Raw genomic sequence first — 16,401 nt, forward strand, 5'->3', positions numbered from 1 at the left:
TGATTTTCACACAAGTTTTGTACATCAGCTTTCACCATTTGCTGACTCTCTGGAGAACAAAATTCTTGGCTACTCGTTCTTATCATTGGCTGTTGAACTTGAATATGTTGATAAGGTTAACACACTAATATCTGATAGTCAATATATTTTTTAAATTCTGAAAATTAATCCGTGAATGCAACCGTTTTTATGGCAGATGCTGCATTGCGCTCGTAACGCTTTTCAATTTTAAGCTCAATTTTTTCCAAAGCTTCTCGATCTCGCAATAGGTTTGCTTTGTTTTCTTGGACAAGCTGTTGAAATGATTTGCGCTGTGCTTTTATTCGTTTTAACATGATGCATTACTCCTTTTAGTCAGTCCGGTTGTATAATTCAGAAAATATTGCATATTTGAATAATACATCATTTTGTTATATTTGAATAGTATTTTTATAGCGTTTTCATAAAAAGTTCACATGTTAAAATAACAGAATCAGTATGGTAATTTGGCAAGCATCCATACATCATGAGATGTTCCGTTTTGCATGAGGTAGTTTCGTAAAATACCCTCTTTTTCAAATCCGTTTTTTTCTAATACACGTACGGAAGCCGGATTTTCTGGAAATACAGTGGCGCCGAGTCGAACAAGTTGCAGTTCAGAAAAACTATATGTCGTTATGGCTTGGATCGCTTCTGTTACATACCCCTTACTCCAATAGTCTGGATGAAGCTCGTATCCTACTTCAGCACGTCTATGTGTTGTATTCCAGTTATTTAACCCAATTGTCCCTAGCAATGTAGGTTCGCCTTTTAAAGAAATACCCCAGCGCATACTCCGCTTTGCCTCAAAGCCTTCTGCAAAACTTTTCACCATGTGTTCTGCCTGTTCAATGGATGTGAACGGCTCCATCCCATAGTAGCGTGTTACATCGCTACGAGAAAAAGTAGAAAATAAAGCAGTTGCATCTTCAACTGTAATTTGCCGTAAATATAAGCGTTCGGTTTCTAATATAGGAAAGTCCATATATTTCCTCCTTTTCTGTGATACTATCAATATAGAATGAAAATTTTGTAAAAACAAGTTATATATTCTATATGAAGATGGTGTTACAGCCTGATATTGCTATATGCGGAAGAGAAAATGTTATCACAAGTAGAGAGGTGTAAAGATGATGAAGAACTGGGATTGGTTTCGTAAACAGAATGAAAATAGAGGTATTTTGCTGGTGCGCTGCGCAGATCGTGCGGGAATTGTCGCAGCTGTTTCACAGTTTTTATTTAGCTACGGTGCAAACATTATTGAGTCTCACCAATACTCTACAAACCCAAAAGGCGGTACATTTTTTATACGAATTGAATTTGAATGTCCTGGACTGCGAGAAAAGGAAGCGGGTATGAAGCTCGGTTTTCAAGAAGTAGCGAGGGTATTTCTGATGGAGTGGAAATTAATTGCGGTGCGTGAAGTAAAGCGTATGGCAATCTTTGTATCCAAGGAATCACATTGTTTACTTGAACTTCTTTGGGAATGGCAAAGTGGTGATTTGATTACCGAACTGGTGCTTGTTATTAGTAATCATGAGGATACAAAAGATATGGTAGAGGCGCTGGGGGTCCCATTTTATTATATACCTGCGACTAAGGAAAATAGGCAAGAGGCAGAGAGGCAGCATTTGACACTTTTGCAAGAACATCAGGTTGATTTCATTGTATTGGCGCGCTATATGCAAATTTTAACACCATCTTTTGTAGCGAATTATCAAAATAAAATTATTAACATCCATCATTCATTTTTACCAGCCTTTGTCGGTGCAAAGCCGTACGAACGTGCGTATGAACGCGGTGTGAAGCTGATTGGTGCAACTTCACATTATGTGACAAACGATTTGGATGAAGGTCCCATCATTGAGCAGGACATTCAGCGAGTAAATCACCGAGATGACGCTGAGGCGCTTAAGCGGATTGGACGATCTGTTGAAAGAAGTGTCCTGATTCGTGCTGTGAAATGGCATTTAGAGGACCGAATTATTGTTGATGGAAATAAAACAATTGTTTTCCAATAACTCATACGAAAGTATGAGATAAAAATCATCCGACTTGGCGATGTTTCATTGTTCCTCTTTTTCTACAATGTAAGTAGAAGAAATCGAAAGGGGATTATAAAATGAATCAACAAGTTGTGATGATAACGGGAGCATCAAAAGGGTTAGGTAAGGCTTTAGCCTTAGCTTTTGCAAAAGAAGGGGCACGTTTGGCAATCAGTGCCCGCGGGGAAGCTGCGCTTTTAGCAGTTGCGCAAGAGTTACAAGAGTTGGGAGCAGAGGTGCTCGCACTTGCAGGAGATATGGCTGATGCAAATGATGTAGATCGCTTTGTTTCTATAACAGAAGCAACTTTTGGCAGAGTGGATGTATTAATCAATAATGCTTCAGTATTTGGACCTGGTCCTTCTCTCTTGCTGGATTATACAGATAAAGCTTTTGCAGACGTTTTGCGGATTAATGTGATGAATCCATTTTTGGTAACAAAGCGTGTGTTGCCTGGTATGCTTACGCAAGGTAGTGGCAGCATTATCAATGTAACGTCAGAAGCTGGTAAAACAGGATTCGGTGAATGGGGGGCCTATGGCATTTCTAAATTTGCGGTAGAAGGTTTGACACAAACATGGGCTGACGAATTAGCGGGGACGGGTGTGCGCATGAATATGGTGGACCCGGGTGAGATGGATACGGAAATGCATGCGATTGCTGTTCCGGATTGTGATTATGAGCTAGGAAATCCAGAAGAAAGTACAGCGGTGTTTTTATATTTAGCTTCTGAAAAAGCAGCAGCTGTAAACGGCCAACGATTTCAAGCCCGTCAGTTTGGGGGTGTCGAATAATGCAGGTAGCAAGATTTCATATACCTTCATATCTAAATGCGAGCATTCCAGCAGAGTATAGAGGCATGAAACGAGATGAAGTACGTATGATGAGTCTTGATACAAAAGGGCGTATCTCGCACTTACGCTTTCATCATTTGGTTGATTGCTTACGCCCTGGTGATCTTCTTGTTTTGAACAACAGCCGTACGATTCCGGCGGTGTTATATGGAAAGAAAGGCAAGCAAACCGTAGAAATTCGTCTATCTCAGCGATTATCCGCGCAGGAGTGGGAGGCGGTTGTCATCGGGATGGTGGCGGTGGGGGATCAGATCATGTTGCCAGGTGATGTGCAGGCAACGATTGTGGCGGGGGGTTCGGAAAAACCACTGGTCATTCTACGTTTTTCAGAAAGCAGCTTGGAGTTCATTTATAAATACGGCAGACCTATTCGTTATGAGTATATTGACACACCTTGGCCGCTTGATGCGTATCAAACGGTATACGCATCTGTGCCTGGATCTGTGGAAATGCCCTCGGCTGGACGCGCGTTTACATGGGGCTTGCTCAATCAGCTGCAAGACAAAGGAATAGGTATTGCTTTTTTACAGCTGCACACAGGTCTTGGCTATTACGGAAATGATCAGTGGGCTAATCCGAAGTTTCATCATGAAGCGTATGCTATCCCGCAGAAGACAGCAACATTAATCAATGAGACCCAAAAACGAGGCGGTCGCATTATTGCAGTTGGTACAACTGTCGTGCGTGCCCTTGAAACGGCAGCGAATGATAATGGAGAAGTAACTGCTAAAGCAGGTACCACAAATTTATATATCAGAAAAGATTATAAGCTTCGTGTTGCAGATGGATTAATTACAGGATTTCACGAGCCGGAAGCAAGTCATTTGGATTTATTGACAGCTTTTATTCAAGAGGATGTTCTATTAAAAGCTTATCAAGAGGCATTGCAACAGGGGTATTTATGGCATGAGTTTGGCGACATGAACTTAATTTTACCGGCAGACTTACAATGAAATGGCATCATGTGGGGATGTATGTACAAAGTATAGAGACGTCTCGTGCGTTTTATGAAGAGATGTTTGATTTTAAAGCAGCGGACTCATTTCAGTTTTTAGGAGAGCAAATTGTCTTTTTAAAGCGAGGCGAAGCGTTGCTCGAGTTGATAGAAGGAAAACAAAATCTGAGCGGCATGCATATGTGCTTCGAAGTAGAGGATATAGAAGAATGGATAGAGCGACTTCGCCAGCGGGGCTTATCACCTGTTGAAGGTCCGTTTCGACTGGACTGCGGCTGGAAGGTTGTCTTTTATGAAGGGCCGGATGGGGAAGTCATTGAGCTTTTGGCAAAGTGACCGGAATATCTCACAAAGTAGCTGAAATATCTCTAAAGTGACCGGAATATCTCACAAAGTGACCGGAATATCTCACAAAGTAGCCGAAAAAAGGTGTCCAGCTTCCGCAGGACACCTTTTTTATGACTTACCGAGCACCCATTTGCATTATGAAACCTTACTCTAAAGAGCATGTGAAATTCAAACATCATATGACTTTACAGTTCCTTTGAAGCCGCTGCTAGATTGCAGGTGCGCACGAGCCGTCATGCTGGTATTGTTATAGTAGAGGTTGTAAATAGCACGCTTCCCTTGCCGAAAGAACAGGCGGATGGGTTATTTCAGTATTTTGGTGTAAGCTCTAAAGAAGGGCACGAGGGTGTGGGTACATATATAATTGCTAATACGGTTTCTAGATACGGAGGCAATATCTCTTATAAATATGAACAAGCAAAGCCTGCGATTAAAGTGAAGTTACCCATTATAAAATGATAAAGTTAGGTGATGAAATGGAAACGTTTGAGATTTCAGTTCGCACTCTTGTTGAGTATGTGTTTAGAAGTGGTAGTATTGACGCAAGATTTCAAACGTCTCAAACGATGCTAGAAGGAACCCGCATTCACCAAAGTATTCAAAAGACCTACAGTGAACTTGACAAAAAAGAGGTTCCGGTGCGTTTAGAGCTTGTACATCAAGATGTTCATTTTACGTTAGACGGCCGATGTGATGGGTTATTGTGGGAAGATGGTCCGCTCGTTGTAGATGAAATTAAGTCAACGATGCGTGACTTAGCTGAAATTACCGAGAACTCTTATCCGGTGCACTGGGCGCAGGCAAAGTTTTATGCCTATATGTACGCAAAAGAGCAGGATTTAAACGAAATGACAGTGCAACTTACATATGTCCAGGTAGAAAGTGGTGAGCAAAAGCGTTTTCGTGAAACTATGGATTTAAAAGATTTAGAGGCGTTCGTATTTGGGGTGTTAAATCAATATGTACCGTATGCAGCGCTGCGAGCGAAGCAACGAAAAGAGCGGAATGAAAGTATGAAAAGGCTTGCGTTTCCGTTTCCAGCTTACCGCGAAGGACAACGTCAGCTGGCTGGTGCCGTCTATAAAACGATTGCGGAAAAACGAAACCTTTTCGCCAATGCGCCTACAGGTATTGGAAAAACCATTTCAACAACCTTTCCGGCCGTAAAAGCGATTGGAGAAGGGCTGGCTGAGAGATTGTTTTACTTAACGGCAAAAACGATTACGCGCACAACGGCAGAAGAGGCGTTTGCGCGGATGGAGAAACAGGGTCTCTGCATGCGTAGTGTGACTATTACGGCGAAGGACAAGGTTTGCTTTAAAGAAGAAACTCGCTGTCAAAAGGAGTACTGTGAATTTGCGGATGGTTACTATGATCGAGTTAACGGAGCGGTGCTTGATATATTAGAACACGAAACGCTGCTTACTCGCGGTACCATTGAAACCTACGCGCGTAAGCATACAGTATGTCCATTTGAGTTTTCTATTGAGTTGGCGTACGCTGCTGACGCGGTGATATGTGATTACAACTATATTTTTGACCCGCGTATTTCATTCAAACGTTTGTTTGAAGAGCAGAAGAAGCAAACAGTACTGCTAATTGATGAAGCACATAACCTAGTAGATCGTGCCAGAGAGATGTATTCTGCGGAGATACAAAAATCACAATACTTGCAGCTACAAAGGAGTTTTAAAGGAGTAAGTGTGCCCATTTTTGAAAGAGCGCGTGCCATCAATCAGCACTTGCTGGAAGTGAGAAAAAGGGCAGATGGAGAATTGGTGGAAAAGCGGATAGATGAAGAACTAGTGGGCTTAGTAGAAGGTTTTGTACAAGCTGCTGAGAAGGAGTTGATGGTGCAGGCGAATGAAGAGTTATTAGATGCATATTTTAAGGCGCAGGCATTTTTGCGTATTGCCGCGCTTTATGATGAGCGTTTTGTGATGTATGCGGAGACTACAGGGAGCGAAGTTCGCTTAAAGCTATTTTGCTTAGACCCGTCACATTTATTGAGACAGATGGGGAAAAACTATCGTTCTAAAGTCTATTTCTCTGCTACACTGACACCACCTTCGTATTATCGTGATATGCTCGGAGCGCAGGAGGAAGACTTCTCAATCGGCATTCCGTCACCGTTTCGGCGTGAACAGCTACAGGTGTTAGTACAGCCTGTTTCTACTAAATATCATGAACGGGAAAAAACAAAGCCGCATATTGTCGCCGCGCTTGGGCGCATGACGGAAGTGCGAGGAAATTATTTAGTGTTTTTTCCATCCTATCAGTATATGAGAGATGTGTATGAACTTTATAAAAGTGAATCGCCACATATCCAAACCATCATGCAGGATACAGGAATGCGTGAAGATGAGCGTGAGTATTTTTTACAACTGTTTCAAGCTGACAATCCTGAAACGCTAGTTGGTTTTGCTGTGCTAGGAGGGATTTTTTCAGAGGGAATAGACTTAAAGGGAGATCGCTTAAATGGTGTTGCGATTATTGGTGTTGGTCTTCCGCAGCTGGGACTTGAGCGTAACATTATTAAAGATTATTTCAATGAAAACGGCAAAAATGGATATGACTATGCGTACGTGTTTCCGGGCATGAATAAAGTGTTGCAGGCAGGTGGGAGATTAATTCGCTCGGAAGAAGATACAGGGACAATTTTGCTGATGGATGATCGCTTTTTACAAATGAAATATCGCAAGCTGTTGCCAGAGGAGTGGCAGCATTTTCAGATTCTGCAGTAGCTTGAGCAAAATATTTGGCGCATGTGCGGAAGGTGTTATAATACAAGATAATTCAAGCAAAGAGGTGAAAAGGATGAGCGAACAAAAAGAACTTGCGACGTTTGCGGGTGGTTGTTTTTGGTGCATGGTAAAACCATTTGATGAAATAGACGGTGTATATGGAATTGTGTCAGGTTATACAGGAGGTCATACAGAAAATCCGACTTATAAAGAGGTTTGCTCGGAGACAACAGGACATTACGAAGCGGTGCAAATCACATTCGATCCGTCTCGCTTATCGTACGAGGAACTTTTAGAAATGTACTGGCGTCAAATTGATCCGACAGATGCAGGCGGTCAGTTTCATGACCGCGGGCAGTCGTATCAAACAGCTATCTTTTATCATACAGAAGAACAGCGCAAAAAGGCAGAAGCATCAAAACGAGCACTTGCAGAAAGCGGTGTTTTTAAAAAGCCAATTGTGACAGAAATTCTGCCTGCTAAGCCGTTTTATCCAGCGGAGGAGTACCATCAGGATTATTATAAGAAAAACAGCTTCCGTTACGAAATGTATCGCAAAGGATCGGGTCGCGATGCGTTTTTAAAGAAGCATTGGCCAAAAAACAATGAGCATCTTAAGGAAAAGTTAACAGATATGCAGTTTTACGTTACGCAAGAAAATGGTACAGAACCTCCGTTTCAAAATGAGTTTTGGGATCACCAGGAAGAAGGTCTTTATGTAGACATTGTTTCAGGGGAACCATTGTTTAGTTCTCGCGATAAATTTGACAGCGGCTGCGGCTGGCCGAGCTTTACAAAGCCGGTTATGTCGGCAAGTGTAAAAGAACATGTTGATCTCAGTCACCGCATGGTGCGTACAGAAGTGCGAAGCCGTGAAGCCGATTCTCACCTTGGGCACGTATTTGACGATGGACCGCGTGATAAAGGTGGATTGCGCTACTGCATTAACTCAGCAGCACTTCGCTTCATTCCCAAGGAAGATCTAGAGCGCGAAGGCTACGGTGATTTTAAAATTTTATTTGATAAGAAATAAGACTGCTACAATTGATACGAAATTCAGCAATGAAAAGGAGGAGCAGATATGGCTCTTCCTTTTTAAATGAAAGCTAATGTTGCTCATTTGCATTTGTTGATTGAAGCGCCTAATCGGGTTCTGGTGCAAAGATTACATCCATTTGAAAGAGGTATATAGATTCCTAATGGAATCTGTTCTTATGCAGCCATTCCAAATAGTTGATGAATGAACTTCACTTGGTTTTGGACAGACTTGTCCTGTAAAGTAAGTTGTCCTTTTTTAATGATATGCATCGCTTCTATTCCAGAAAGAATAGATTTTGCTTTTCCATACTAATCATGTCCTTTTTTAGAGTGGTAGTATTAGTATGTCCAAGATTTATAGATTAATTTCAAGTTAGCTGAAATTTTTGCACCAGAACCTGGAAAAGCGTTCAGACACAAAAACAGGCTGTGGAGAAAGTCTTCTTCACAGCCTGAAAGCTCCTTCAATAAAAACTGGATGGGCTTACTTTAAGAGTTTGTTAAAATACTAGGATTATCTTTTTTTAGATGCGGTAACAAATTTTCCGCCACTTTCCATCCAGCTATGCATCCAATTACATTTAGAATGATATCATCTATATCAAATACTTTGTTGGGGTAATGTGTTATAAAATCTATAATTAGTTGGATACATTCAATACTAAGGGTTAATAACAAAGAAACTACAAGTACTTTTTTTAGACTTTGAACTCTTTTACTTAATATCTTCAAATAAACGCCCACAGGGAATAGCAAGGCCATATTCCCTATAACCTGTATCCAATTATGGTACTTTAGGGAAGGAATTATGCTTTTAAAAGGAATTACCTGAAAAAACATTGAAATTTTGATGTCTGAAGTGTCTTTAAAGGTGTAGATTGGAAAGAAGACAACCTTTATCAAACACAAAATATAAACTATTACCGAGTATATTAGAAGCGTACTGAGTATATCTCTACGGTTCTTTTTAATCAAAAAATCCACTAAAAAGAACAAAAGAAAAGCTCCTAATATTAATATTCCGAGAATCGATTCTTTAAAATCATATCTATGACCTACAATATCTCCTAGAATCACTTAATCACCCACTTTTTAGTATGATACTACAATGCTACCAGACATAACTTGTCCAGTGAAGTTTCTTAAATACAATCTATGATTTCCAGAAGTTGTAGGATCTAAAGTACAGCTATCATTTACGTAAGAATAATTCCAAGAAGAATCTTCTACATTACCATTTGCATTCTCTAGATAAATGGTCATTGTTTGACCATTTACACCTTGTGTAGGATATGTTTTTACAGTTACAGTTGCGCTACTACTAACAGAGAAATATCTAGTGAATAATCCACCAGTCATCCAATATGTAGAAGAGAATGAACCTGCAAAAGCTACTACGGAAGGTAAGAGTATTGCTGCTGCTAGGCCTAACATTGCTAATTTTTTCTTCATTTTTAAAAATACTCCTATAATTGTAAAATTTTGTTGCGATAACTATTTTCTTATTATACTATCTATTTGTCAATTGTTTTTTTGAATGTAAAAATAAAGCGATTACAAGGAATGTTAAGATGGTTATTTTGTTCAAAGAACTTTTTTGATTTTCACTTAATTTGAAGAATAAAAAATGAATACTCCATACATAGCTAGTTAACATAAGTCGGCATTATGGGTAGTTCCATGCTCAAGGGAATCCACGCCATTACTGGGTTTCTCTCATTCTTGGACATTATGAAATATGCAGAATTTTATACATCCCCTACGCATCAGCGTTTGATGGAAATGATAGTTCCAAAATCCTGTATGAAATCCTGCATATCCTTAGCGTATAATATCCGCGTTTTACCGTCAGGACTCCATGCCCATCAAGCTAAGAAGTTTGGAACTACCCCAAAACGAATATTTTAAACAAATAAAAGGGTGGTATTCCGCTATGAGGAATACCACCTTTCTTTGTCCGAAGCATAGTTAAAAATTTTGAAAACAACTATAAGCCTATAAGCCTATAAGCATTAAGCGTGGTTCAGTGAGAATACTTTTTCTACCTTTTTTCTATTTACAAGCAAACAACCTATTGCAGTAATAAATATAATAACTTTAAATGCAAGTACATCCTCGTTTTGGAAGTTAAACGCAAGAATGTCAGCCGATATTACACAAACTAGTTCAATTAAGCGCTCTTTTAATGCCAACTGACGGAGAAAAAAATATTGAATTACTAATAATGCAGACCCAATGAATAACAAGGTAGCTAGCGTATATAAACCGTAGGAGTCACTTTGTTCATTACCAATACGTGAAAAAAATGAACCAAAAATAAATAGATATCCTAAAGTACCTAGGCTATAAAGCATGTTACGATTCTTTAATAGAGCCAAATGAAAAAGAAGGTGTTCGTATTGAGGATACAAAAATATGTCAGCGAAGCAGGGATATATCCGAGACGAGAAATTGAGCGGATGATCCGAGATGGCCGGATAACGATTAACGGCACGCCTGCTCATAAAAATAGCATGTTAGCAGAGGAAGATATGGTGCTTGTTGATGGTAAGCCGCTCGTAAAAGCAGAGATTCAGCCAGTGTACATTGCCCTGTATAAGCCGGTGGGCATTACGTGCACAGCACAAAGCAGTGTGAAGGAAAATATCATTGACTTTATGAATTATCCGGAGCGTATTTTTCCGGTGGGGCGTTTAGATAAGGATTCAGAGGGGCTTATTATCATGACAAATGATGGTAGCATTGTAAATCGGATGATGCATAGCTCACATGAACATGAAAAAGAATATATCGTCACCGTAGATAAGCCGTTTGATGAGGCTTTTCTGCAAGGAATGGCGGCGGGCGTACCGATTTTAAACACGGTCACGAAGCCTTGCATAGTATCGCGGGTCGATGAAAACGTGTTTCGCATTATCCTCACACAAGGCTTAAACAGGCAAATCCGTCGTATGTGCAAAGTGTTTGGCTATAGAGTAACGAGGTTAAAGCGAATTCGGATTATGAATATTCATCTCGGTGAACTGCAGAGCGGAAAGTGGCGCTACGTGACAGAAAGCGAGCTTTCTGAGTTGATGTACCAACTAGAAGAGGACCTCAAATGAGATCCTCTTCTTTTGCTTTATTTACAGCCTGTAGGCGGTTTTTCACATCGAGTTTATGATATAAACTTGAGATATAGTTTTTCACAGTACCTTCTGATAAAAAGAGGCGCTCTGCAGTGTCTTTGTTGCTTAAACCGTGCGCTAAGCATTCCAGTACCTGCACTTCACGTTCTGTGAGATCGTACGGAGCAGGCGCTTGAACTGCCTGAGTGACAGACGGTTGAATTTGTTGTACCAGTATCTTTGCCAAATCATTCGGCAGCAGTGTGCCTCCTGTATGAACAAGTTTGATGCCGGCAATAAGGTCTTTTGGATGCATCGCCTTGAGTAGATATCCTTCCGCACCGATAGAAAGTGCATCAATTACATGCTGAATTTCCTGAAACGTTGTCAAAATCATAATGCGTATTTCAGGATGAGTAGCCTTAATGAACTTAGTAGCAGTAATACCGTCCATAATGGGCATCTGAATGTCCATTAAAATAATATCAGGCTTCTTTTCCTTACTGAGCTCAACGGCTTCTTGTCCATTTTTAGCTAGGGCCACTACTTCCAGCTCAGGGTCCGTGTTTAATACAAACGCTAAGCTCTCCCGAATCAGTTCTTGGTCATCTACTAGCATAATCTTAATCATATTGTATACCTCCTTTTAATGGGATTGTACATGTCACTACCACATGTTTTTCTATATTTTGTATGTGTAAATGTCCCTGTAGCTCTTCTAAGCGATTGCGCATACCAGTAAGTCCAAAGCCGTGCTGGATATCCTGTAATGCTTCCCCGTCATTTGTAATTTGTAACACCAGCTGTTGTGAGGTTATGGACAGTTTTACCTCTATCTTCGTCGCATGGCCATGTCGTTTCGCATTCGTTAAAGCTTCTTGCAGACACCTAACCAGTGTGAGTTTAATCTGGGGTGACAGAGCGGTTTCTTCCCCCTGCAAAGTAAAGGTGACTGTTGTTTCCGCATGCTGTTGAAAATCAGAAGCAACACGCTGCAGTTGCTTCCAAAGTAGTTCATCATTGTCTGTTGGTGCGATTTGATGGATGTTTTTGCGAATGGCATCTAAACCGGTGCGAGACACTTGTGCTAGCGACTCCGCTTTTTGCTTGGCTAACGCGGGATTGCTGTCAATCATATACGATAACGCATCAAGCCCTACAATTACTGATGTAAAATGATGGCCAATAGAGTCATGAAGTTCTCTGGCTAAGCGATTTCTTTCCTCAAGAAGAGTTACACCTTCAATTTGCGCTGCGTATTGCTCGAGCACTTTGTTTTGCTGTTGAATAAGGTGGTATTGTTTCATGTTTTCTTGTAATAAACGCTTTGCTTTCATATGGGAACTAATAATAACATTTAGACTGATACCAAACCCGAAAAATATAATGATATCAACATACTGCATGAAAAATTCGAACGAAAATCCCAACGCTTTGTAGCGTGTAGCTGGCAGAAGAACAACAAACACAGGAATGGCCCAGCGCCCGGTTTGCTTGGTTGCAAGATATCCAGCGGTAAGAGCGCTCATGAGAACAATCGCAGCCCCGAGCTCAGCCTCTAGAATAAGTTGTGTGTACAGAATAAAGCTACCTACCAATAAAAAATCTACTAAAAAAAAGAGCGCTACGTTTTTATACTTAGGATTCCAGAAGAAATGCGGTACAAAATACGCCAAGGTGATGAAAACTACAAAATACGTATATGGAAAGCCTGAGAGTTTGTGAGGCTCTAAGTAGAAGAATAATAAACCTGAGGCAAACCAAATAAATCGAAGAGAACTGATAAACCAATCGATCCAAAGCCATTCACGTTGCATCTCCATGTCATATCTCCTTTATATAAGTACAGTCATAACCGTACAGTATCACTTCTTCCTAATTTTACTATATTGCTGCTGAGAAAAAAATCACAATATATTATGACTCTCTTCACTTGGTCATGTGACCATTCCTGTTTATGATAAACGTATCATGATTAAAGGAAGCTGATGATATGAGCAGAGAAGATCTAAGAAAAGAGATGGAAGCAAGATTTAAAGGGTTGCCTCCTGAGGAATATCAAAAAATGCTGTCATTATATGAAGAACTATATGAAACTGCCCAGCGAAACGGTAAAACAGAGAATGAAATTATGTCTGCTTTAGGTTTAGAAACGAAGCCGATTAAGCCTGAAGTATCCGGAATCAGATTTACACTCTCAGTTTTGGGATTGTTGTTTTTTAATATCGTTGTTGTGCTAGGGCCAGCTTTAACGATATTTGCAGTTTATCTTTCTCTATGGGCTGTAAGTTTTTCGCTGATTATCAGTGCCGTGGCGGCGATTGGTGCAATCCTGTTTTTGGGGGAAAGCAACGCCCTGCAGCTCGTATTTCTGGCGATGGCGCTCGGCGGAAGCGGCACGTTGCTTGGAACCGCTTTGATACCGCTTGGAAAGCTGCTGTATAAGGTCACAATTTGGTATGCAGCTTTGAATATCAAAATTGCGAGAGGAGAATAAAGGATGCTGAAAAAAATAGCATTGGCAGCAGGGATTTTCACTACGGTAGGAATCGTCGGTTTAACAACCACTGCTTTTACACAGGACGGAATTTCATGGGAGAATGTGATGGGCAAGCAGTACGCATTTGATGAAAATAAATCGGCTGAAGCAGAGAAGGTTCAAAAGATACAAGTAGAGGTTGGGTCTGCAGATATTACAGTTAAACAAGGTGCGGGCGATCAAATTAAAGTCCGTTTACACGGGGAAGGAAATAAAAAAGGCATTCAAAAGATGAAGCTGGAACTGGTAGAGGACAATGATGCGTTAAAAATTCGTACAAAAAGCAATCACTTTGGCTGGTTTACGTATATCAACGCGAAGCTCGATGTAATTGTTCCTGAAAAGCTGTATGACCAAATTGCAGTGGAAACCGGTAGCGGTGATATAACAGTTGAAAATGTAAAAAGTAAGCAAATAGAAGTTGAAGCTTCTTCAGGTGATCTGCATATGTCTGGGCTTACTGCTGAGAAAATTAATCTACACGTGTCATCTGGGGATATCTATGGCGAGCGTTTGACAGGGGAAGTGAAAACAGAATCAAGTTCAGGTGATACGTTCTTGAAGTTAACGGAAGTTGCACATAATATAAATCTCGACTCATCGAGCGGTGATATTGAAGTAACAATAGAAAAGGAACCAACAAACATGGCGCTGGATTTTAAAAGCTCCTCAGGAGATGGGAGAGTATCCATCCCGATGAATTATGAAGAAAAAACAAGCGATGAGATTCGCGGAAAAGTTGGTGCTGGTACACATCAGATGCAAGTAAGAATCAGTTCAGGTGATTTTACCTTGCATACGAATTAATATAGGGCCTCCTCATATAGGAGGCTTTTATAAAGGCTGTTTTCGCAAACTTTGTTGCTATGTAACAAATAGTGGGGAGTGGTTGATTTCCGCTCGGGGTTGCTTGCTTTCCGCGAGGTGTGCGGTGAGCCTCCTTGGCTTACAGCCTGTGGGGTCTCACCTGACCCGCTGCTCCCGCAGGAGTCTAGCACCTTCCGCTCCAACCAACCTTAAACAAAGAAACCCATCTTAAAACAACAATCTCTTAGAAAAGAGCTTTTATAAAACACGCATCAAAAAATATGTATGTTTTACTTTTTCCTACTTCTTGTCCTTGGTATGATAAAAAGGAGAGGAGAGGAATTATGAAGGATAAAAAGGGAATATGGGCGACATTAGGCGGTATTGGCCTGTTTGCGCTCACAAAAGCAAAGTTTTTAGCAGTAGTATTAAAGCTATTAAAATTTAAAACGCTGATTTCCATGCTGGTATCTGTATGGGCCTATGCGCTTTTATATGGATGGAAGTTTGGGATTGTTCTTGTGTACTTGTTGTTTGTACATGAAATGGGTCACGTGTATGGTGCGAAAAAGAAGGGTATACCGACATCTCCAGCATTGTTCATCCCGTTTTTAGGAGCGGTTGTTGGTATGAAGGAATTACCGAAACGCTTAAAGGACGACGTGTTCATCTCTATCATGGGACCATTTGCTGGCTTGCTTTCTATCATTCCATTTATCGTATTGTATTACGTAACGGGAGTGGATTTTTGGCTGCATATGTTTAAGGTTGGCGCACTGCTAAACTTATTTAACTTACTGCCGATGATGCCGCTAGACGGTGGACGTATCGCGCGTGCGCTGAGCACAAAATTAATTGCAATTGCCTTTACAATCATGCTTGCCTTTACGTTCGTAAATCCGGATCCAATTCTTGTGCTTATCATTGTGTTTGGCGGTTTATATTTTGTATCCGCAGCATCTGAACGCTACGGCTGGCGCGAGAAGGCTGCGTATCGAGATGAATATCAGACTGCACTGCAAAAGTGGGAAAGTTTGCGAGCGGAGTGGCACGAAATTGCACCTGAAGATCGCTTATCTTGGTTAAATGGTAAGTTATATGAAGAAGGTCGCGTATTGGCGCAATACGAGCAGGAGTTTTATGCTTGGAACGGCAAACAAAGTAAGTGGCGCTGGACGCCAGAGACTGAAGCATTTAAGCGTGCCGAAGGAAAATTACAAGGTCAGTATCTCATTACGAAGGAAATGCAAACTTGGTATGACAATGAACCAGGTGAGTTACACAGTATTCATGAGGAGCTAAAAGCGTTGTCTGAGGAACTGGCGAAACAAGAGCTGTATGAAAAGTTAAGCAAAAAAGAGCGTGTTATCATTTTACTGCAATATGTATCTCTTGTTCTTGTATTGTCTGGTTGCATCGGTTTTGCGATGACTATGGAATGAAAAAAGGTTGCCGTTTGGCAACCTTTTTATATTCCAATCTCTTTTACCCGTCCCACTTGCCCATCGGTTAGCCGCACTTTAATGCCATGGGGATGAGATGGGGCATTTGTTAAAATATCTTTTACAATGCCAGAGGTCAGCTTACCTGTTCGTTGATCCTGCTTTAGAACAATTTTTACAGCGGAGCCGGGCTGGATATCACGACGATGATGGCCATTCATTATACACCCATGCGTCTACGTTGGTTGTTTGGCTTCTTTGTTTGCTGACTCTTCATGCCTTTTGTAGCTGTCGAGCCTTTCAGACTCCCTTTCCCCTGCGCCTGCGCTTGTTTTTTTGCCGCCAATTGCTGCATCATTACTTCTTTTAAGCTTAGCTTTTTTCCGTTTTGTTCGGTTGCCATGTATGTGGTCTCCTTTTGTATGAAGTTGGTATTCTCATTATAATACACCGCAACTCAGAAAGCCATGTGGCAAAAAGTTCAGCCGAGCGCCATGTTTTCCA

Annotated in this window: 20 protein-coding genes, 1 pseudogene and 1 other annotated feature (1 of these 22 cut by a window edge); of the genes and pseudogenes, 11 read left to right on the forward strand and 10 right to left on the reverse strand. The window is 40.9% G+C overall.

Annotated elements, in window-relative coordinates; genetic code table 11:
* Positions 1-95 (reverse strand) — a binding site (T-box leader); it reaches 142 nt to the left of the window's first position.
* Between the two features lie 69 nt (positions 96-164).
* Together EEJ45_RS11525 and EEJ45_RS11530 are read right to left on the reverse strand one after the other, a co-directional pair.
* Positions 165-335, reverse strand: coding sequence for an FbpB family small basic protein (locus EEJ45_RS11525; protein WP_124564969.1), 171 nt, complete (start codon positions 333-335; stop codon positions 165-167).
* Positions 336-472: 137 nt separating this feature from the next.
* Positions 473-1,003 (reverse strand): GNAT family N-acetyltransferase, encoded by a 531-nt coding sequence (locus EEJ45_RS11530; protein ID WP_124564970.1) that lies wholly within the window; start codon positions 1,001-1,003, stop codon positions 473-475.
* 145 nt (positions 1,004-1,148) lie between these two features.
* Here EEJ45_RS11530 and purU point away from each other — a divergent pair, with 145 nt between their 5' ends.
* From purU to msrA, 7 genes are all read left to right on the forward strand, one after another.
* Positions 1,149-2,039 (forward strand): formyltetrahydrofolate deformylase, encoded by an 891-nt coding sequence (gene purU, locus EEJ45_RS11535; protein WP_380018163.1) that lies wholly within the window; start codon positions 1,149-1,151, stop codon positions 2,037-2,039.
* A 101-nt stretch (positions 2,040-2,140) separates the two neighbouring features.
* Complete coding sequence (locus EEJ45_RS11540) at positions 2,141-2,857, forward strand: SDR family NAD(P)-dependent oxidoreductase (RefSeq protein ID WP_124564971.1); 717 nt, start codon at positions 2,141-2,143, stop codon at positions 2,855-2,857.
* Positions 2,857-3,870 (forward strand): S-adenosylmethionine:tRNA ribosyltransferase-isomerase, encoded by a 1,014-nt coding sequence (locus tag EEJ45_RS11545; protein WP_124564972.1) that lies wholly within the window; start codon positions 2,857-2,859, stop codon positions 3,868-3,870. The genes EEJ45_RS11540 and EEJ45_RS11545 overlap by 1 nt, the downstream gene beginning before the upstream one ends.
* On the forward strand, positions 3,867-4,208 hold the full coding sequence (locus EEJ45_RS11550; protein ID WP_124564973.1) for a VOC family protein: 342 nt from the start codon (positions 3,867-3,869) through the stop codon (positions 4,206-4,208). The genes EEJ45_RS11545 and EEJ45_RS11550 overlap by 4 nt, the downstream gene beginning before the upstream one ends.
* Before the next feature lie 231 nt (positions 4,209-4,439).
* Positions 4,440-4,679 carry a GHKL domain-containing protein gene (locus tag EEJ45_RS11555; protein ID WP_245999888.1) on the forward strand — a complete coding sequence of 80 codons (240 nt, stop codon included), beginning with the start codon at positions 4,440-4,442 and terminating at the stop codon, positions 4,677-4,679.
* 17 nt (positions 4,680-4,696) lie between these two features.
* Positions 4,697-6,964: an ATP-dependent DNA helicase gene (locus tag EEJ45_RS11560; RefSeq protein ID WP_124564975.1), complete on the forward strand. Its 2,268-nt coding sequence runs from the start codon at positions 4,697-4,699 to the stop codon at positions 6,962-6,964.
* A 73-nt stretch (positions 6,965-7,037) separates the two neighbouring features.
* On the forward strand, positions 7,038-7,997 hold the full coding sequence (msrA, locus tag EEJ45_RS11565) for a peptide-methionine (S)-S-oxide reductase MsrA (RefSeq protein WP_124564976.1): 960 nt from the start codon (positions 7,038-7,040) through the stop codon (positions 7,995-7,997).
* Positions 7,998-8,176: 179 nt separating this feature from the next.
* Here the strand turns inward: msrA and EEJ45_RS11570 are convergent.
* The 4 genes and pseudogenes from EEJ45_RS11570 to EEJ45_RS11585 all read right to left on the reverse strand — a co-directional run.
* Positions 8,177-8,311, reverse strand: a pseudogene (locus tag EEJ45_RS11570) (IS6 family transposase); the annotation flags it as partial.
* A gap of 180 nt (positions 8,312-8,491) precedes the next feature.
* A complete protein-coding gene (locus tag EEJ45_RS11575) occupies positions 8,492-9,079 on the reverse strand; it encodes a VanZ family protein (protein ID WP_124564977.1) in 588 nt (195 codons plus the stop codon).
* Between the two features lie 15 nt (positions 9,080-9,094).
* On the reverse strand, positions 9,095-9,454 hold the full coding sequence (locus EEJ45_RS11580) for a hypothetical protein (RefSeq protein ID WP_124564978.1): 360 nt from the start codon (positions 9,452-9,454) through the stop codon (positions 9,095-9,097).
* A gap of 560 nt (positions 9,455-10,014) precedes the next feature.
* Positions 10,015-10,356, reverse strand: coding sequence for a hypothetical protein (locus EEJ45_RS11585; RefSeq protein WP_124564979.1), 342 nt, complete (start codon positions 10,354-10,356; stop codon positions 10,015-10,017).
* A gap of 45 nt (positions 10,357-10,401) precedes the next feature.
* Here EEJ45_RS11585 and EEJ45_RS11590 point away from each other — a divergent pair, with 45 nt between their 5' ends.
* On the forward strand, positions 10,402-11,106 hold the full coding sequence (locus tag EEJ45_RS11590; RefSeq protein ID WP_124564980.1) for a pseudouridine synthase: 705 nt from the start codon (positions 10,402-10,404) through the stop codon (positions 11,104-11,106).
* On the opposite strand, the gene EEJ45_RS11595 is transcribed toward EEJ45_RS11590, so the two are convergent.
* Positions 11,099-11,740 (reverse strand): response regulator, encoded by a 642-nt coding sequence (locus tag EEJ45_RS11595; RefSeq protein WP_124564981.1) that lies wholly within the window; start codon positions 11,738-11,740, stop codon positions 11,099-11,101. The two genes, EEJ45_RS11590 and EEJ45_RS11595, sit on opposite strands and share 8 nt — an antisense overlap.
* Positions 11,733-12,932, reverse strand: coding sequence for a sensor histidine kinase (locus tag EEJ45_RS11600; protein ID WP_124564982.1), 1,200 nt, complete (start codon positions 12,930-12,932; stop codon positions 11,733-11,735). Before EEJ45_RS11600 ends, EEJ45_RS11595 begins: the two co-directional genes overlap by 8 nt.
* A gap of 170 nt (positions 12,933-13,102) precedes the next feature.
* Here EEJ45_RS11600 and EEJ45_RS11605 point away from each other — a divergent pair, with 170 nt between their 5' ends.
* The 3 genes from EEJ45_RS11605 to EEJ45_RS11620 all read left to right on the forward strand — a co-directional run bounded on the left by EEJ45_RS11605 (position 13,103) and on the right by EEJ45_RS11620 (position 15,897).
* Positions 13,103-13,606 carry a DUF1700 domain-containing protein gene (locus tag EEJ45_RS11605; RefSeq protein ID WP_124564983.1) on the forward strand — a complete coding sequence of 168 codons (504 nt, stop codon included), beginning with the start codon at positions 13,103-13,105 and terminating at the stop codon, positions 13,604-13,606.
* Between the two features lie 3 nt (positions 13,607-13,609).
* Positions 13,610-14,455 carry a DUF4097 family beta strand repeat-containing protein gene (locus tag EEJ45_RS11610; protein ID WP_124564984.1) on the forward strand — a complete coding sequence of 282 codons (846 nt, stop codon included), beginning with the start codon at positions 13,610-13,612 and terminating at the stop codon, positions 14,453-14,455.
* A gap of 344 nt (positions 14,456-14,799) precedes the next feature.
* Positions 14,800-15,897 carry a site-2 protease family protein gene (locus EEJ45_RS11620; RefSeq protein ID WP_124564986.1) on the forward strand — a complete coding sequence of 366 codons (1,098 nt, stop codon included), beginning with the start codon at positions 14,800-14,802 and terminating at the stop codon, positions 15,895-15,897.
* 26 nt (positions 15,898-15,923) lie between these two features.
* On the opposite strand, the gene EEJ45_RS11625 is transcribed toward EEJ45_RS11620, so the two are convergent.
* Both EEJ45_RS11625 and EEJ45_RS11630 read right to left on the reverse strand, forming a co-directional pair.
* Complete coding sequence (locus EEJ45_RS11625; protein ID WP_124564987.1) at positions 15,924-16,118, reverse strand: YwbE family protein; 195 nt, start codon at positions 16,116-16,118, stop codon at positions 15,924-15,926.
* The gene (locus EEJ45_RS11630) at positions 16,118-16,300 is read right to left on the reverse strand and encodes a hypothetical protein (RefSeq protein ID WP_124564988.1); all 183 of its coding nucleotides are present in this window, start codon (positions 16,298-16,300) and stop codon (positions 16,118-16,120) included. Before EEJ45_RS11630 ends, EEJ45_RS11625 begins: the two co-directional genes overlap by 1 nt.
* Positions 16,301-16,401: the final 101 nt, after the last annotated feature.

This window comes from Ectobacillus antri, from assembly GCF_003852715.1.
Classification (GTDB): domain Bacteria; phylum Bacillota; class Bacilli; order Bacillales; family Bacillaceae_G; genus Ectobacillus; species Ectobacillus antri.